At 60.4% G+C, this 16,732-nt stretch carries 14 protein-coding genes; 8 read left to right on the top strand and 6 right to left on the bottom strand.

The features are described 5' to 3' along the window. Window positions 1-12 precede the first annotated feature (12 nt). Both F2P67_RS00850 and F2P67_RS00845 read left to right on the top strand, forming a co-directional pair. Window positions 13-669, top strand: a complete 657-nt coding sequence (locus F2P67_RS00850; protein WP_166216128.1) for an alginate O-acetyltransferase AlgF — start codon at window positions 13-15, stop codon at window positions 667-669. Window positions 670-882: 213 nt separating this feature from the next. Next, complete coding sequence (locus tag F2P67_RS00845) at window positions 883-2,334, top strand: mannose-1-phosphate guanylyltransferase/mannose-6-phosphate isomerase (protein WP_166216126.1); 1,452 nt, start codon at window positions 883-885, stop codon at window positions 2,332-2,334. An 89-nt stretch (window positions 2,335-2,423) separates the two neighbouring features. Here F2P67_RS00845 and F2P67_RS00840 read toward each other — a convergent pair whose 3' ends face one another. After that, window positions 2,424-5,231: an RHS repeat domain-containing protein gene (locus F2P67_RS00840; protein WP_166216123.1), complete on the bottom strand. Its 2,808-nt coding sequence runs from the start codon at window positions 5,229-5,231 to the stop codon at window positions 2,424-2,426. Window positions 5,232-5,411: 180 nt separating this feature from the next. Here F2P67_RS00840 and F2P67_RS00835 point away from each other — a divergent pair, with 180 nt between their 5' ends. After that, complete coding sequence (locus tag F2P67_RS00835) at window positions 5,412-5,876, top strand: multidrug transporter (protein ID WP_166216120.1); 465 nt, start codon at window positions 5,412-5,414, stop codon at window positions 5,874-5,876. 35 nt (window positions 5,877-5,911) lie between these two features. Beyond that, complete coding sequence (locus F2P67_RS00830) at window positions 5,912-6,736, top strand: SDR family oxidoreductase (protein WP_166216117.1); 825 nt, start codon at window positions 5,912-5,914, stop codon at window positions 6,734-6,736. A 106-nt stretch (window positions 6,737-6,842) separates the two neighbouring features. Here F2P67_RS00830 and F2P67_RS00825 read toward each other — a convergent pair whose 3' ends face one another. Further along, window positions 6,843-7,724, bottom strand: coding sequence for a LysR family transcriptional regulator (locus F2P67_RS00825; protein ID WP_166216113.1), 882 nt, complete (start codon window positions 7,722-7,724; stop codon window positions 6,843-6,845). A gap of 109 nt (window positions 7,725-7,833) precedes the next feature. On the opposite strand from F2P67_RS00825, the gene F2P67_RS00820 reads away from it, so the two are divergent. Both F2P67_RS00820 and F2P67_RS00815 read left to right on the top strand, forming a co-directional pair. Beyond that, entirely contained in the window at window positions 7,834-9,204 is a 1,371-nt protein-coding gene (locus F2P67_RS00820; protein WP_166216110.1) for an MFS transporter, read from the top strand. Beyond that, on the top strand, window positions 9,201-9,599 hold the full coding sequence (locus tag F2P67_RS00815; protein WP_166216107.1) for a DUF4440 domain-containing protein: 399 nt from the start codon (window positions 9,201-9,203) through the stop codon (window positions 9,597-9,599). Before F2P67_RS00820 ends, F2P67_RS00815 begins: the two co-directional genes overlap by 4 nt. Window positions 9,600-9,643: 44 nt before the next feature. Here F2P67_RS00815 and F2P67_RS00810 read toward each other — a convergent pair whose 3' ends face one another. From F2P67_RS00810 to F2P67_RS00795, 4 genes are all read right to left on the bottom strand, one after another. Continuing rightward, window positions 9,644-10,507: an efflux RND transporter periplasmic adaptor subunit gene (locus F2P67_RS00810; protein WP_166216105.1), complete on the bottom strand. Its 864-nt coding sequence runs from the start codon at window positions 10,505-10,507 to the stop codon at window positions 9,644-9,646. Between the two features lie 10 nt (window positions 10,508-10,517). Next, a complete protein-coding gene (locus F2P67_RS00805; protein ID WP_003221811.1) occupies window positions 10,518-10,718 on the bottom strand; it encodes a DUF1656 domain-containing protein in 201 nt (66 codons plus the stop codon). Next, a complete protein-coding gene (locus tag F2P67_RS00800) occupies window positions 10,708-12,900 on the bottom strand; it encodes an FUSC family protein (RefSeq protein ID WP_166216102.1) in 2,193 nt (730 codons plus the stop codon). Before F2P67_RS00800 ends, F2P67_RS00805 begins: the two co-directional genes overlap by 11 nt. Window positions 12,901-13,114: 214 nt before the next feature. Beyond that, window positions 13,115-14,614, bottom strand: a complete 1,500-nt coding sequence (locus tag F2P67_RS00795) for an efflux transporter outer membrane subunit (RefSeq protein ID WP_166216099.1) — start codon at window positions 14,612-14,614, stop codon at window positions 13,115-13,117. A 182-nt stretch (window positions 14,615-14,796) separates the two neighbouring features. On the opposite strand from F2P67_RS00795, the gene F2P67_RS00790 reads away from it, so the two are divergent. Together F2P67_RS00790 and F2P67_RS00785 are read left to right on the top strand one after the other, a co-directional pair. Continuing rightward, complete coding sequence (locus F2P67_RS00790) at window positions 14,797-15,765, top strand: LysR family transcriptional regulator (RefSeq protein WP_166216096.1); 969 nt, start codon at window positions 14,797-14,799, stop codon at window positions 15,763-15,765. Window positions 15,766-15,983: 218 nt separating this feature from the next. Next, window positions 15,984-16,412, top strand: a complete 429-nt coding sequence (locus tag F2P67_RS00785; RefSeq protein WP_166216093.1) for a hypothetical protein — start codon at window positions 15,984-15,986, stop codon at window positions 16,410-16,412. Window positions 16,413-16,732 lie beyond the last annotated feature (320 nt).

The following is a 16,732-nucleotide window of genomic DNA, read 5'->3' as shown; positions in this document are numbered from 1 at the left end:
GAGAGGTACACCATGACTTTCACTACTACTCCTCGTCGTCTCGCTAAAAGCTTCGCTCTGGTTGCTGGCCTCAGCGTGCTTTCCGTGCCTGCCTTTGCCGGTGGCGACGCCGCGCTCTACGGCCCGACCGCACCGAAAGGCTCGACCTTCGTCCGTGTCTACAACGCCAGCAACGCTGAAGTCAGCGCCACCGTCGGCAGCACCAACCTGAGCGAGGTCGCGCCGCTGGCCAGCAGCGACTTCAGCTTCATGCCGGGCGGTGATTACAGCGCCAAGGTCGGCAGCCAGACCCTGCCGGTCAAACTCGCCGGCGACCACTACTACACCCTGGTCAACAACGCTTCCGGCGCGCCGCAACTGATTGAAGAACCGCCGTTCAAGAACAAGCAGAAATCTCTGGTGCGCGTGCAGAACCTCAGCGACAAGCCGCTGACCCTGAAGACCGCCGACGGCAAGACCGACGTGGTGCCGAACGTCGCCGCCAAGGGCCGTGGCGAACGTGAAATCAACCCGGTGAAAGTCAGCCTGGCGCTGTACGAAGGCGACAAGAAAGTCGGCGACGTGAAACCGGTCGCCCTGGAGCGTGGTGAAGCCGCAGTGCTGTACGTCACCGGTTCCGGCAGCAGCCTGTCGCCAGTCTGGGTGAAACGCCCGGTATCGACCCGCTAATTATTTTTTCTGACTGACGCCTATTCCCTGTGGGAGCGGGCTTGCTCGCGAAAGCGGTGCGACATTCAACAGATATGTCGACTGATACACCGCCTTCGGGAGCAAGCCCCCTCCCACCTTGATCGGATTGTCAGTTCGGATACGAGACAAAAACAAGAGTGAAACGACACAGCGTTCGTGCCTCTAACCAATCGATTTTATGGAGTAAACAATATGATTCCGGTGATCTTGTCAGGTGGTAGCGGTTCACGTCTTTGGCCGCTTTCGCGCAAGCAGTTTCCCAAGCAATTCCTCGCCCTGACCGGCGAACACACGCTGTTCCAGCAAACCCTGGAGCGCCTGGTGTTCGAAGGCATGGACACCCCGATCGTGGTCTGCAACAAGGATCACCGCTTCATCGTCAACGAGCAGTTGGCCAACCGTAACCTCGACTGCCAGCGCATCCTCATGGAACCGTTCGGCCGTAACACCGCACCGGCCGTGGCGCTGACCGCGATGATGCTGGTCAATGAAGGTCGCGATGAGCTGATGCTGGTACTTCCGGCCGACCATGTGCTGGAAGATCAGAAAGCCCTGCAACGCGCGCTCGCCCTGGCCACCGTCGCCGCCGAAAACGGCGAGATGGTGCTGTTCGGCGTGCCGGCTACCAAACCGGAAACCGGCTACGGTTACATCAAATCCACCGCCGATTCGCTACTGCCCGAAGGCGTCAGCCGTGTCTCGCACTTCGTCGAAAAGCCTGACGTCAAACGTGCCACCGAGTACGTGCAATCCGGCGGCTATTTCTGGAACAGCGGCATGTTCCTGTTCCGCGCCAGTCGCTTCCTCGAAGAGCTGAAAAAGCACGATCCGGACATCTACGACACCTGCCTGCTGACCCTCGAACGCAGCGAGCAGGACAACGACACCATCACCTTCGACGAAGCCACTTTCGCCTGCTGCCCGGACAACTCCATCGACTACTCGGTGATGGAAAAAACCCAGCGCGCCTGCGTCGTGCCGCTCAGCGCCGGCTGGAGCGATGTCGGTTGCTGGTCGTCGCTGTGGGAAGTCAACGAGAAGGATGCCAACGGCAACGTCAGCAAGGGCGATGTGGTCATCCAGGACAGCAAGAACTGCATGATCCACGGCAACGGCAAACTGGTGTCGGTGATCGGTCTGGAAAACATCGTCGTGGTCGAAACCAAAGACGCGATGATGATCGCGCACAAGGACAAGGTTCAGGGTGTCAAGCAGATGGTCGCCACCCTTAACGAGCAGGGCCGCAGCGAAACCCAGAACCACTGCGAGGTCTATCGTCCGTGGGGCTCGTATGACTCGGTGGACATGGGCGGACGCTTCCAGGTCAAGCACATCTCGGTCAAACCGGGCGCGTGCCTGTCGCTGCAGATGCACCACCACCGCGCCGAACACTGGATCGTGGTCAGCGGCACCGCTGAAGTGACCTGCGATGAAAACGTGTTCCTGCTCTGCGAAAACCAGTCGACCTACATCCCGATCGCCTCGGTCCATCGCCTGCGCAACCCGGGCAAGATCCCGCTGGAAATCATCGAAGTGCAGTCCGGCTCGTACCTGGGCGAAGACGATATCGAGCGCTTCGAGGACATCTACGGTCGCTCCACCCCGATCGAACGCGGCGTGTCGGTGAAAACCATCGCGCAGTAAACCGATCAGCAAGACAAGAAGCCCCCGTCCAGCCCACTGCGTCCCCTATCCGCAGCGGGTTGGGCGGGGGCTTTTTTTGTCGCGTGTCACTAGCCGACCGACGCGCGGCGAACCAGAGACTTCCCACCTGAGCGGTCACTCACCGACTGACGTCTACCCGCATAAGGGCTCGGCGCCAGAAGCTCAATCATCCCCTGTCTCTTGCGTAACGTTTCTACCATTTGTTGCGTTTGTACTGATAAGTCCGCCACTTGCCCAAACACCTCTTCATCAGCACTTCCCGACTCTCCAAACTCGGTTCTGATTGCGTCCATGCGATACTCCAGCAAGTCGATGACCGTCGAAATGTCGTCGTGGATGTCGCTGAGCACCTGCGCCTTGAGTCCCATCGAAGCCACAGCGACTTCAAAACCCACCTTTAAAGTCTCTGGGCCTAGCACGCCTAACTTTTTGCCCACTTTATCGACGCCTTTTTTAACGACTCCATCGACGATGTTTTTGCCCAACTGAATACGCCCCTCTTTCTCTCGAGGGTCCATGGCTTTCAAAACCTGCTCTATTGTCATCAGGCTGCGGGGTTTTGAGGGTTCAACCGCCTCGATAATCTGCTTGGGATTCATCTCCTGCCCCGTCAACCGGATGGGTCGGTCCAAACGATATTTTTTAACGACTTTCGCAGAAACAGCGTCTGCGACTTTGCTACCGGCCCATCCTCCTGCCTTGACTCCCAATGGCCCCGCCAACGCTCCCACGGCGGTTCCTCCCGTCTCAAGTGCTCCGTTCAGAAGAGATGAAGCCGCGGCTGCTCCCATACGCCTGCCAGCCGCCTTCATTCGATGACCTGCGTAAGCCGTATTCAGTAACGAATGCTTTAGATCGAATGCTCGATTACCCGTGACTTCCAGCAGGCTCGCCTGCTTACTCGCGCTGACCTGCAAAAGCTCGGCCTTGGTTTTTTTCTCACCCTCGATATCGACATAGGTCAGCGGTGAATTGCCGACCATCTGATAAACATTCGGTCCGTCGATGAAGCCCTTGGGGTCGGGATTGCACCAGCGTTGCTGCCACGGCAGGTAATAGCGAATGCCAAAGCAGTAAAGCCCGGTCAGATCCTGTTCCTTGCCTGAATAACGCACGCTCTTGTAACTGACATCGCCATCGCTCCAGGCCGTCGCACCGAACGGATAGAAATGCTCGCGGCTGAGAATGCGTGCGTCGGCAGTCAACTCCAGACAGATCGACCCCAAGTGATCGGTGAACCCATAACGATATTGGTCGACGGCAGCCGAGGCTGGCGGACTCTCCCAATGCAAGATCCGCACGCTATTGAGCCCGGTCTGTACGGTGATGATCTGCACGCACTCCCCGGTGCCGGTGTCGCTGCGCAATTCCAGTTCCGGCAGATAACGCACCTCGTTGATCACTGTTCGGGCGTTGGTCTGCAAACAACGGATCTTGCGCACTCTCAGGCCTTGGCCATCGTAAAGATAAACTTCTCGGTCAGGTTGTCTGCCCGGCCTCTCGACCGGCGTGACTGAGTGCAACTGATTGCGCAGATTCCATGTCAGCGTACGACCCGCATCCAGCTTCAATAAATTGCCCCGAAGATCGAATGCCTCAGCAATTTGCGCTTCATCGGGCGGCAGCCCGTCGCGCCAGGGCAGGCAGCGATTGCTGTAACGGGCGGCCTGCAGATCATGACCGGGATTTTGCGCGCCGACATGAGTCAGCCGGCGCAGGTTACCGCCGCTGTCGTGGCAATACGTCTGACGGTAATTGGCGAGCGCGGTCGGCCCGTGACCGCTTGGCCCCGCCTCCCAGCCAATCGCTTCGCTTAATTGGTAGAGACTGTCGTATGTAAAACGACTCAACGGATCAATACGCTGGTTGGCGAAGTAGCGCGTCGGCAGAGCCATATCGGCAACTCTTAACAAGTTGCCCATCGGGTCATAGTCGTAGGTCAGATGCTGCAACACCCTTCCCTGAGGATCGCTGGTATGGCGAATCAAAAGCCGACTGTCCTCGTTCCGATAGGTCAATGTGCTCCGCACGCCGTTTCCCGCCACTTCCTGAGTGACTTGGCCAGCTGCGTTGTATTGAATGTCGCTGACCAGAGTTCGCGCGGCGCCCTGGTCTTTGAGTTGCAACTGTCTGGCTCGCAAATGGCCGTCGACCGTCCATTCAAGTCCATGCCGATTGCCACGCGCATCGACCTGCTCAAGCACCTGACCCAGTACTCCAACGTGCAATCGGGTGGTTGCCCCGACGCCGGGCTCAAGCAAACGCCGGCGATCTTCAATCTGTGACGGCCAATCCGGGAGCACCGGATCCAGCGTGTAATGCCGGGTGTTTTCCAGACAGTCGCCGCCGAGCGCAAAGCTGTTGGACAGCACGCTGCCCGCCGGGTCGCAATGTTCGATCAACTGTCCGAACTGATTGCAGGCAGAGTCTCCGGCGCCGGGGTGACCATACTCGAAACGCTCGATGCAATGCCGCAGCTGAGTCCGCCCTTCTTCAAACACTGCAACCGGGCGCAACAACCGGTCATAGCGCACCTCCCGATGCGTTCCTCGACTGTCCCAATGGCGCAGTACCTCGGCGCCGGGGCCGGGCAATCCCGTCTGTACTCCGGCATCGACGCTATCAGAGCGCAGTTCTTGTCCGTTCAATGCGTAGATCGAGATCAGGTTGGCCGGTGCCAACGGGTCATTGGCTTGCAGTGCCCACAAACGCGGATCCCACTGTTTGACCGCACGTCCGGCTGCGTCGTAAAGAATGCGGTTGATGCGGGCTTCGGCAGCGAAAGCGACGTCGGCGCGCCAATAGTCGATTGTACGAGCCGCCAGGCCGCGTGGATCCACTGCCGTCACCCTCGGCGTGTTGCGATGCATGTCCATTAGCCCCACTCCACCAGATAAAGACGCCGCGACCCTGCGGGCATGTGAGCAGCCGAACACCGCCATGCCTACTGTCAGAAATTACAGTTCCGACCAACGGTAACTTCGTCCAGTCCGCGCATGTCCATTCCTGTGCCCCTTCGGTAGGATGGGCGTCACGGGTTCAAGGAGCGTTCAAACATGTTCATCGGCATTCTGCTGGTCATCACCTGGCTGATTCTGCTGTTGCGCTATCCAGCCAAGGCCCTGCCGGTCTCGGTGGCGGCAGCCGTCGGGCTAGGCTTTGTGGCGATGTGGGTGGTGTGGCTGGATAATCGCGAGGTCAAGCAACTGGCGCGCCTGGAGCTGCGCATCAGCTATGCGCCCGGGCAATGTCCGGCGGATCGCCCCTTGCAATTGAAGATGAACAACGGCAACGACGTACCGCTGACCGAACTGCGCTGGCGCATCGCAGCCTATGCGCCGGGCGACACGGTCAACCTTGCCGACAATCAATACACCGCCCCGCGCTATCGCGGCCCCGGCGAATTACAGGCCGGCGCCAGTTGGGAAGATTGTCTGCCCCTACCACCGATTCGCCCCGGTTATCGTCCGCAAACGCTGGAGTTCCGCGCCGAGCGATTGCAGGGTAGTTTTTCCGACTGATCCCTTCCCCCCACTTTTTGCACAAGGAATGCGCCATGCCCGTTGCGTTGATTACCGGTTGTTCCAGCGGCATCGGCCGCGCGCTCGCCGATGCGTTCAAAGCAGCCGGTTTCGAGGTATGGGCCACGGCCCGTAAGGCTGATGACGTCACAGCCCTCGCCGCTGCCGGTTTTACCGCGATCGCGCTGGACGTCAATGACAATGCAGCGCTGGAGCAACTCGCCGAACGCATCGACCAGCAACCCGGCGGCCTCGATGTGCTGATCAACAACGCCGGTTACGGCGCCATGGGGCCGTTGCTCGACGGCGGCGTCACGGCGCTGCAGCGACAGTTCGAAACCAACGTGTTCTCGATTGTCGGCGTCACCCGCGCGCTGTTCCCGGTGCTGCGCCGCACCAAGGGGCTGGTGGTGAATATCGGCAGCGTGTCCGGCGTTCTGGTCACGCCGTTCGCCGGTGCCTACTGCGCCTCCAAAGCGGCAGTACATGCACTTAGCGATGCCTTGCGCATGGAACTGGCGCCATTCGGCATCCGTGTGATGGAAGTGCAGCCGGGGGCGATCCAATCGAGCTTCGCCAGAAATGCCGGGCATGAGGCCGAGCAGTTGATCAACGAGCAGTCGCCGTGGTTTCCATTGCGAGAAGGCATACGCGCAAGAGCCAAGGCCTCGCAGGACAAACCGACGCCGGCGAGTGAGTTTGCGGCTGAATTGCTAAAGGCCGTGCAGCAAAGCAAGCCGCCACGGCTGATCCGCATCGGCAATGGCAGTCGGGCGCTGCCGTTGCTGGCGACGTTGTTGCCAAAAGGGTTGCTGGAGTCGACGTTAATGAAACGGTTCGGGTTGCGCGGACAGCTCTGAGACCGAGTGGACGCTTTCGCGAGCAAGCCCGCTCCCACAGGGGAATGCATTCCAGATGTGGGAACGGGCTTGCCCGCGAAGGGGCCAGAACAGCCAACACAAAATCTCAGCCCCACGCTTTCATGAAATCAATGAACGCCCGCACCTTCAGTGGCAGGTGTCGGGTGTCCGGGTACAACGCGTAAACCCCTTGCTGAGAAAAACGAAAATCCGGCAACAGGCGTTGTAATCGTCCGGCATCCAGGTCTTGCTGAATCAGCCACTGCGGCAGAATCGCCACGCCTTGCCCGGTCAACGCAAAGGCTCGCAGGGTTGCCGAATTATCCGCGACGATGGCGGTGGTGCCCGGTTTTGGCTGATAGACATGCTCGGTACCACTCGGGTCAGTAACGGTCATTTCCGGCACCCGCCCATGCCCCAGCGTCGGCATTGACTCCAGCACCGCCAGTGAGCCCACTGGTGCAAAACGCTCGATCAATCCGGGCGCCGCCACCGCAAACACTTCGAACGTCGACAGCTGCACCGCGCGCAGATTGGAGTCGTGCATGCGCCCCAGACGAATCGCCATGTCAAAACGTTCGGAGATCAGATCGGCGTGGGTCGAGGACGTCGACAGGTGAATATTCAACTGCGGCTGTTGCTGACGAAACACTTCCAGCGCTGGCACCACTTGAGCCAGGGCAAACTCCACGGTCGTGGTGATGCGCAACGTGCCCTTGAGTTGTGAATGCTCCGAGCGCGCCTCTTCAATCGCCAGCCGCGCTTCGTCCAGCGTGCGCAAACAGCGCCGATAAAAACGTTCGCCGGCATCGGTGAGCGCCAGTTGCCGGGTGTTGCGGGTGAGCAAGGTCACGCCCAACTCCTCCTCGAGGCGTTTGAGATTGAAGCTCACCACCGCGCGGGTCTGCCCCAAAGTCTCGGCGGCAGCCGTCAGGGAGCCAGCCTCGACCACGGCTTTGAAGGTGTCGAATCGGTCCAGACTGACCATGTTCGCGGCCCTCCTTGTCAAAATAATTTTGACAAACTAGCAGGCAAACCAGCGTTTTCCTAACCCGACAGGCGCCTTACCCTGCACGCCTCATCACAGGAAAATGGCCATGGCCTATCGCTCGAAAGTCGCGCTGGTGTATCTGTTGGGGTTCGCCCTCGACCTGCTGAACATGTTCGTCGCCAGCATTGCCTACCCCGACATCGCCCGACAACTGCACGCCTCGGTGACAGAGCTGGCGTGGATCACCAACGCTTACATGCTCGGCCTGACGCTGATCATTCCGCTGAGCGTGTGGCTGGCGGCACGGCTGGGCGAGCGGCGGCTGATCCTCGCTTCGCTGCTGTTATTCGGAATTGCTTCGGCGCTGGTCGCACAAGCGGGATCGATTGAAAGCCTGATCGGCTGGCGGCTGCTGCAAGGACTGGGTGGCGGTTTGTTGCTGCCGGTGGGTCAGGCCCTGGCTTACCGACAGTTTCCAGCGCAGCAGCGTGCACACTTCACCGGCGTGGTGTTGCTCGTGGCGCTGATGGTGCCGGCCTTGTCGCCGGCGGCCGGAGGATTGATTGTGCAGGCGTCGTCCTGGCGCTGGATTTTCTACCTGAACCTGCCAGTGGCGCTGCTCGCCTTCGGTCTCGGCCTGCGCTGGTTGAGAGCCGAGCAACCGAGTGATCAACGCCCGACACTCGACGTACGCGGCCTGCTGCTGGCCGCCTCGGCATTGAGTCTTTTGCTGATCGCCGTCAGCCTGGCAAGCGCTGCCGACACCCGTGCCCTCGCTGCCTGGGTGCTGTTGCTCAGCCTCATGACGCTGGGCCTGTACCTGCGCGATGGCTGGGGCAAACCCGGGGCGATTCTCGACCTGCAACTGATCAAAAACCCGTCGCTGCGCCTGGCGATGCTGATCTACCTGTGCGTGCCCGGCGTATTCACCGGCACTCATATGATTGCCGTGTTGTACCTGCACGATCTCGGCGTCGGCGCGGCGCAGATCGGTGCATTGATGCTGCCGTGGGCGGCGGGCTCGGGGGTGGCGATCCTGCTCGGCAAACGCTGCTTCAACCGCATCGGTCCCAAACCTTTGTTGAGCGCCGGGATGGTCTTGCAATGCCTGGGCATTGTGTTGCTGATGCGCATCGAACAACCCGCCAGCACGCCTTTGATCATGGCCTACGCCCTGATGGGACTGGGCGGCAGCCTGTGCAGCGTTAGCGCCCAAACCCTCGCCTTCGTCGGCATCGCGGCGGAGAAGATGGCCCACTCCAGCGCCCTGTGGAACATCAATCGCCAGCTCGGATTCTGCCTCGGTGCGGCGCTGCTCAGTTCATTGCTCGGCGCATTGGGCGGCGACGGATTCCATGCTTGCTTCATCGCCGCCGCGCTGCTCACGTTGTTGCCGATGGCGAGTGTTTTGCGTTTCGACTCGACAACGGTTCTGGCCCTGCTGGCCACGCCTTCCCTTCAGGAAAAATCCACATGACTGACTACAACGAATATTTCGCCGAAGTGATCGACGCGCACAAAGCCATCGAACGCTGGTTTGCCGTCGAGGAAGACGCAGCGGCGCTGGAACGCTTGCTGACGCGGTTCTCGCCGCAGTTTTCGATGGTTTCACCACTGGGCCGCGAATTGGATTTCGAGACGTTGCGTGCACTGTTTCAAGCGGCCGGCGGCAGCAAGAAAGGGTTCAGGATTGCGCTGAGTGAACTGCACGGGGTCGCGATATTCGCAGGCGGCGCGACGGTGAGTTACCGCGAGCAGCAAACCGATGCCAGCGGCTTGCACACGGATCGGCGCTCGACCGTGCTGTTTGAAAAGCACGAATCCGGGCGGGTGATCTGGCGGCATTTGCATGAGACGTTTTGCCAACGCTGAAACCGCCCGGTTATGGCGAGAGAGCCTGCTCCCTCGCCAACGGACTACTCGACAGGATCCTGCTTCACAACAACGGTGCAAGTAATCCCCGCCGCCAGCAACACACCGTCCGGCACTTCATCGATGTGAATGCGCACCGGCACCCGTTGCGCCAGACGCACCCAGTTGAACGTCGGGTTCACATCGGCGATCAGTTCACGGCTTTCCGGGTTGTCGCGGTCATAGATGCCGCGCGAGATGCTTTCCACATGGCCCTTGAGCACTTCACCGCTCATCAGTTGCATGTCGGCTTTGTCGCCTACCCGCACGTGAGGCAATTTGGTTTCTTCGAAGAAGCCGTAGACCCAGAACGAATTCATGTCGACCACGGCCATTTTCGCCTCGCCAATGCGCGCGTAGTCGCCGCGATGGACGTTGAGGTTGGTCACATAACCGTCGACCGCGGCGCGCACCTCGGTGCGTTTGAGGTTGAGTTCGGCGGCTTCCAGTTGCGCCTGGGCCTGTTGGTAATCGGCCAGTGCCGAGTCGGCGATGTTGCTGGCGTCGTCGCGGTTTTCCTTCGAGATCACCAGGTTGTCCAGATCGGCACGGCGATGGGCGTTGACCTTGCGCATCTCCCACGTGGCCTTGCGAGACGCCACCAGCGACTGCGCCTGTTTCACCGCGAGACGATAGTGTTCGGGGTCGATCTGCATCAGCAGATCGCCCTTCTTCACCAATTGGTTGTCACGCACCGGCACGTCCACCACTTCACCGGTGACGTCGGCGGCGACGTTGATGATGTCCGCCCGCACCCGGCCATCGCGGGTCCACGGCGTGTTCATGTAGTGCTCCCACAGCGTGCGGCCGATCCACAGCGCAAGTGCCAGCACCAGCAGGGTCGCGAGCAGACTGAAAAACTTTTTCATCGGGACGTTCTCAACGGTAGACGGTCAGCGCCATGGCGCCGAACAGACAGGTAAACAGACTCAGACGCAGCAGCGCCGGGTGCCAGAAGAAGCGGTACAGATCGAACCCCGAGAGGAACCGGTCCAGTGCCCAGGCCAGTGCCGCAGCGACAAAAAACATCAGGGTCATGGTCGGCATGTACACGCCGTGGAAGGCGATTTCACGAGGCATGGGCAAGTCCTTCGGGCCTGGCGGGGGCGAATTCGGCAAGCGGTGATTGCGGGTCGAGCAACGAGGTGCGGATGAAGTGCAAATAGCTTTTCACCCGACGCAGCGCCGAGGTATCGAAGTGCGGCGCGAACGGCTCATCAGTGGCGGCCACGCGGCTGATGGCGTGATCGACCGCGACCAGTGCACGTTCAAGATTGCTGGCGTTCGGTTGCAGAAACAGCCGCACCAAGGCGCGGCCCATCACGCGGATCGCCTGACGCCACGGCTGCGATTCGGCATACGCGGGATGCACCGGCAGGATCGCCTGTTCCTTGCGCAACTCGATAATCGCGTGACCGACTTCGAGTACCACGAACATCCAGCGCAGCAGACTCTTCTGCACCTTCGGTTGCCCGGCGGCGAGACCATAAGCCTGATGCAGCAAGTCGCGGGTCCGGCTTTCGAAACTCGACGCCAGACCTTTGAGTTTGCCGCTGATCGCGTAGACCACTTGTCCGCGCAGATCCTGCTCCAGGCGCTGCCACAACCAACGGCTGTTCGGCGGCAGAATAATCGCGCCGGCAGCGGCGCAGACCAGCATGCCCATGACCATGGCAATGTAGTCGTTGATGAAGGTGTACGGGTTGTAAATGGTCAGGTTGTCCGGCACCGAACCGGTGCTGAAGAAAATCAGCAGACCGAGGCCGACACCCGCATATTGCGGACGTGACGCGAGGAATGCACCGAGCACGATCACCGGGGCGAGCATCATGCACAGCAGTGGAAAACCATCGATCCACGGAAAGATGAAAAACATCTCGACGAAGCCGATCAGCGCGCCGAGGAAGGTGCCGCAGGCCATCTGAAACGCCATGCGTTTCGGGTTCGGCGTGGCGGCGGACAGTCCCACGGTGGCGGCGGCGATCAACGTCATCGTCGCGCCGCTCGGCCACGCGGTGGCGACCCAATAACTGCCCAGCACGATGAGGATGAACGAGGCGCGAATCCCCGATGCGGCGGCGGCCCACCAGTTGGTTTGCGGGGTGAACGGCTCATCCCAGCTTTCGCGTTCGTGACGGTGATCGGCCAGCGAGGCGTGGGTCTGTGCATAACTGTGCAGGTCGTCGACGAAGCGATAAAGCAGCTCGTACGCAGTGTGAAAATCCAGTTGCTCGGCGTCGTTCGGTTCGCTCTGCTGGAAGATCGCGCGCAGGGCTCGCACCCGCGCCGGCAGGCCTTCCTTGTAGGTGGCCAACGCCGTCGCCAGACGCGCTGCATCGGGGCTGGTCAGCGCACGACCGCTGAAGCCGTCGAGCACTTCGGCGAGATCCTGCAGGCCGGGTTTGATGGCCGCGACGACGTGTTCTTCGCCGTTGCCGCGCAGGCGTTCAAGCAATTGATGCAAGGCGTTGAAGCGCGTGGTGATGCCCATGAATTCGCTGTTCAAACGGCTCAGCCGCCCATTGCGCCGACGCATGTGCGGGTCTTCGAAAACGGTCACGCTGCGCAGCCCTTCCAGACCCACCGCTTCGGCGATGAAGCGCACGTTACTGGCCTCGAATGACTCCGGTTTGCTGCGCCCGCGCAGCCCGTCAGTGACGAACAGCGCGAACACACCGAAGCGCTGGTACAGGGCGTTGCGCATCGCGGCGCTGGCGGTTTGCGGCAGGATCGCGGCGCTGATTACTGTTGAGCAGAGAATCCCCAGGGAGATTTCCAGCACCCGCCACACGGCCGCCATAAATGCGCCATCGGGATGCGCCAGTGCCGGCAAGCCAACCATCGCGGCGGTGTACCCGGCCAGCACAAAACCGTAGGCGCGGAAGTTGCGGCAACGGGCGGCGCCGGCCGAGCAGATGCCGACCCAGATCGCCAGCGAGCCGAGGAACAGCTCAGTGTTTTGCGCGAATAAGGCGATCAGCGTAACCATCATCGCCGACCCGGCGAGGGTGCCGAGGAAGCGATAAAAACTCTTGGCGAAGACCTGACCGCTCTGCGGCTGCATGACGATGAACACGGTGATCATCGCGGTGCGCGGCTGCGGCAGCTCCAGGCGCATGGCCAGCCACAGGGTCAGGAAAGCGGCGATCAACACCTTGAAGATGTAGACCCAGGTCACGCCATCGCTGCGCGCCCAGTCGAAAAAACCGCGACGCCATTCCAGGGAGTAGAGCCAGCGTAGAGGTGCGGGCAAGGGAGTCATTAAATTGTGCTCAATGATCGAGAACTGAAGAATTTTTTGCGGAGTGCCCAACACCTGTGGCGAGGGGATTTATCCCCGTTGGGCAGCGAAGCGGCCCCAAAACCTGCGACCCGATTCTCACCGCCGATCCGCATTCGCCGGGTTTGCGACGGCTGCGCCGCCGAACGGGGATAAATCCCCTCGCCACAGGTATTCATCTGCCTCAGGTTTTTTTTCAACGCAGGACCGCCGGGGTTTTCGGCACCTGGGTTTTCGCGGCGTTCGGGACATCGTTACCGGCACCGAGGCCACCACCCAGCGCTGTCACTAACTCGGCATGGGCACTCAACCGCGCGGCCTGTACCTGCTGCTGCACCTGCTGCTGTTTGAACAACAACGTCTGCGCATTCAGCACATTGAGGTAATCGGTGAGGCCGCGCTGATAAGCGATCATCGCGATGTCGTAGGTCTTCTGCGCCGTGGCTACCGACTCGGCAGCGAACGTTTGCTGCTTGTCCATCGACTCGCGACGGATCAACTGGTCCGAGATGGTCTTCAGCGCATTGATCAGGGTCTGGTTGTAATGCGCCACGGCGATGTCGTAACCGGCGGACGCTTCCCCCAGTTCGGCACGCAAGCGACCGCCATCGAAGATCGGCAGCGAAATCGCCGGGCCGACGTTGTAGTTGAGTTTCTTGCCGGTGAGAAACTCCAGCGCGCCACCGCCGGTGGCCATGTAGCCGAGGCTGCCGACCAGATCGACGTTGGGATAAAACCCGGCGTGCGCCATGTTGATCCCGCGCGCCTGCGCCGCCACTTGCCAGCGACTGGCAACCACGTCCGGACGCTGGCCGAGCAATTCGGCGGGCAACGCCGATGGCAGTTTCAACGCGGCGCCGAGGGATAACGTCGGCCGCTGCAACTGCGCGCCCTCACCCGGGCCCTTACCGGCCAGCGCGGCAATCTGATTGCGGCTGAGGGCAATTTCTTCGTCCAGCGCATCGAGTTGTCGATGGGTTTCCGGCAACGGCGTCTCAGCCTGGCTGACTTCAAAGTGCGTGCCGATTCCGCCGATCAGACGCTTCTGCGCCAGATCGAGAATCTGCTGTTGCTGCTTGAGCGTCGCCGCGACGATGTCGCGCTGGGCGTAATGCAGCGACAGTTCGATGTAGGCGCGCACGATGTTGTTTTGCAATTCGAGCTGCGCCAACCGTGCTTCGGCCGCGCTCATGTGGGCCAGATCCACCGCGCGTTCGCTGGCGTTGCTCTCGCGCCCCCACAGGTCGAGGGCGTAGCTGAAACCCAGTGCGGCGTTGTTGTCCCAGGTGGTGGTGTTGGCCAGATCGCCGGGGCCGTAAAACGGGTCGGTCGGCCAATTGTGGCGCTTGAGGGTCGACTCGCCATTGACCTGCAACGATTCGGCTGCTTCAGCGACACCGGCCATGGCTTTGGCCTGACGCACACGCGCAGCGGCCATGGCCATGCTCGGGCTGCCTTGTACCGCAAGGTCGATCCAGCGATTGAGTTGCGGGTCGCCGTAGGCTTGCCACCATTGGGCGGTGGGCCAGTTTGCGTCACGGGCGGCGTGGGCGATGGCCTCGTCGGTGGCCAGTTCATTGGCCTCCAGAGCCTTGCCCTGCGGGGCAATCCCTCCGGTTCCGATGCAGCCGCTGAGACTTAACGTAAAAGCCAGAACACTGAGCGGCAAAAGCGCTCTGTTGATGCGACGCGGCACTGCTGCGAATTCCTGAGGTGGGAGATGTTTCGAGGTGGGCGCAATTCTAGGGGGCGCCCTGAACGGCGATAAGCTGGGTTTTCTGCGAATCTTTGTTACGGTTAACGAGATAATCCCTTGGTCGGGGGTCTCAGCCCCTGAAACTTCGTGTCACAATTTGCCATCTCCCTTGAGAGCACCCCATGGACACTTTGCAAAACATGCGCGCCTTCAGTTGTGTGGCCGAAGCCGGCAGCTTCACCGCCGCCGCCGTGCAACTCGACACCACCACCGCCAACGTCTCGCGCGCGGTCTCCAACCTTGAGGCCCACCTGCAAACCCGACTGCTCAACCGCACGACCCGACGCATCGCACTCACAGAGGCCGGCAAACGCTACCTGCTGCGCTGCGAGCAGATCCTTGCGTACGTCGAAGAAGCCGAAGCCGAAGCCAGCGAAGCCCACGCCCGCCCGGCCGGGCAGTTGAAAGTGCACACCATGACCGGCATCGGTCAGCACTTCGTGATCGACGCCATCGCCCGCTACCGCAAGACCCACCCGGACGTAACCTTCGACCTGACCATGGCCAACCGCGTGCCAGACCTGCTCGACGAAGGCTACGACGTCTCCATCGTGCTCGCCCGCGAACTGCCCGACTCGGGCTTCGTCTCGCAGCGACTGGGCATCACCTACAGCATCGTCTGCGCCTCCCCGGCCTACGTGAAAGCCAACGGCTGCGCACAAAAGCCCAGTGACCTGCTCAACCACGCCTGCCTGCGTCTGGTCAGCCCGGTGATCCCCCTGGAAAAATGGGCCTTCGACGGCCCGGACGGCCAGGAGATGGTCACCATCAACAGCTCACCCTTCCTGGTGAACTCCGCCGACGCGATGAAAACCGCCATCACCAGCGGCATGGGCGTCGGCGTCCTGCCGGTGTACGCCGCGATTGAAGGCCTGCGCAATGGCACCCTCGTTCGCGTCATGCCGAACTACCGCTCGCAGGAATTGAACCTGTACGCCATCTACCCGTCCCGCCAATACCTGGATGCGAAGATCAAGACTTGGGTCGAGTACCTGCGCGGCTCGTTGCCGGAAATCCTGTCGGCCCATCAGGCGGAACTGGCCGCGTATGAATTGAGCGGCAGTCTGGCGGGGGCTCGGGTAGCGAACTGATTTTTACAACACTTTCAAATTTGGCGATTAGAACAACAATAACAATCGCCAAAGACTCTAAAAAAAACCTATTTGCCTGTTAGTTCTGACAGTTGTCGCCACGCCTCTGAAAACCAATATTGGAGCGGAGTGAAACTCCCTTTGAATTGCCAAAATGGGCCCAAACGATGACAAGATCACTTCCCAAAGAGCCACGCCCTCAGCAACCTCCCAATGGCTTGGCGACCATCAAAATAGACACCCGATCAAAATTCTCAACCAACGAAAACACCTTTCTGGTGGAATACTTCGGGGCACAACTCAGAGTCACCCACGTCACCACGCGATTGACCCGGATACTGGCGATCAACTTCGACCGCTACATCACCAATGGCTGGAATGATTACAACCGGGACAGCGACATCACCTACATCGCCTACACCGAGATCAAACGAACAGCGGGATCAACCATCACAACGACTTACGATGCGCTGTACGGAAAAAAAGCGGTTTACATCCAGTTCGACAGAGAGAAAGAAACCCTTGAGGCCAGCCTGAACCTGTTTGTGCTCAACGCCTTTGAGAAACTCAAACTCAAAGTTACTGGCACGATCAAAGGAATCGAAGCTACAACGGTGCCCAGACACAGAACCGACGTACGCACCTGAAAGAACACCGCACCCGGGAGCTGAATCCACCTGGCCGGCGGTCTAGCCACCATCACCGACAAAACAGCTCCCACAATTTCGATTTGCGAATACCCCTACGGCGAAGCCACCCACTCAACACAATGAGCGTTAGCTCGAGTAAAGCTTTTGATCTTGCCGTACCGGCCCCTTCGGCAGGCTGAGTTCCGCAACGAAGGAACCCGAGCCACGGCGAGGGCCGTACGCCGGGGCCCAGCGTTTTGGTTACTTTGGGGCGTTTGCCAAAGTGAGTCGCTGTAAAAGCGAAACCGCCAGCCGCAACACCCGAAGCAACGGATATT

Origin of the sequence: Pseudomonas atagonensis (genome assembly GCF_011369485.1) — a bacterium.
In the GTDB taxonomy this organism is placed as follows: Bacteria; Pseudomonadota; Gammaproteobacteria; order Pseudomonadales; family Pseudomonadaceae; genus Aquipseudomonas; species Aquipseudomonas atagonensis.
This window is presented reverse-complemented; position numbering and strand designations above follow the sequence as displayed.

Coding starts and splice junctions, on each gene's coding strand:
- F2P67_RS00815 (WP_166216107.1), top strand. CDS start 9,201: ATGACTGACTACAACGAATATTTCGCCGAAGTGATCGACGCGCACAAA.
- F2P67_RS00830 (WP_166216117.1), top strand. CDS start 5,912: ATGCCCGTTGCGTTGATTACCGGTTGTTCCAGCGGCATCGGCCGCGCG.
- F2P67_RS00800 (WP_166216102.1), bottom strand. CDS start 12,900: ATGACTCCCTTGCCCGCACCTCTACGCTGGCTCTACTCCCTGGAATGG.
- F2P67_RS00790 (WP_166216096.1), top strand. CDS start 14,797: ATGGACACTTTGCAAAACATGCGCGCCTTCAGTTGTGTGGCCGAAGCC.
- F2P67_RS00845 (WP_166216126.1), top strand. CDS start 883: ATGATTCCGGTGATCTTGTCAGGTGGTAGCGGTTCACGTCTTTGGCCG.
- F2P67_RS00820 (WP_166216110.1), top strand. CDS start 7,834: ATGGCCTATCGCTCGAAAGTCGCGCTGGTGTATCTGTTGGGGTTCGCC.
- F2P67_RS00805 (WP_003221811.1), bottom strand. CDS start 10,718: ATGCCTCGTGAAATCGCCTTCCACGGCGTGTACATGCCGACCATGACC.
- F2P67_RS00810 (WP_166216105.1), bottom strand. CDS start 10,507: ATGAAAAAGTTTTTCAGTCTGCTCGCGACCCTGCTGGTGCTGGCACTT.
- F2P67_RS00850 (WP_166216128.1), top strand. CDS start 13: ATGACTTTCACTACTACTCCTCGTCGTCTCGCTAAAAGCTTCGCTCTG.
- F2P67_RS00835 (WP_166216120.1), top strand. CDS start 5,412: ATGTTCATCGGCATTCTGCTGGTCATCACCTGGCTGATTCTGCTGTTG.
- F2P67_RS00840 (WP_166216123.1), bottom strand. CDS start 5,231: ATGGACATGCATCGCAACACGCCGAGGGTGACGGCAGTGGATCCACGC.
- F2P67_RS00825 (WP_166216113.1), bottom strand. CDS start 7,724: ATGGTCAGTCTGGACCGATTCGACACCTTCAAAGCCGTGGTCGAGGCT.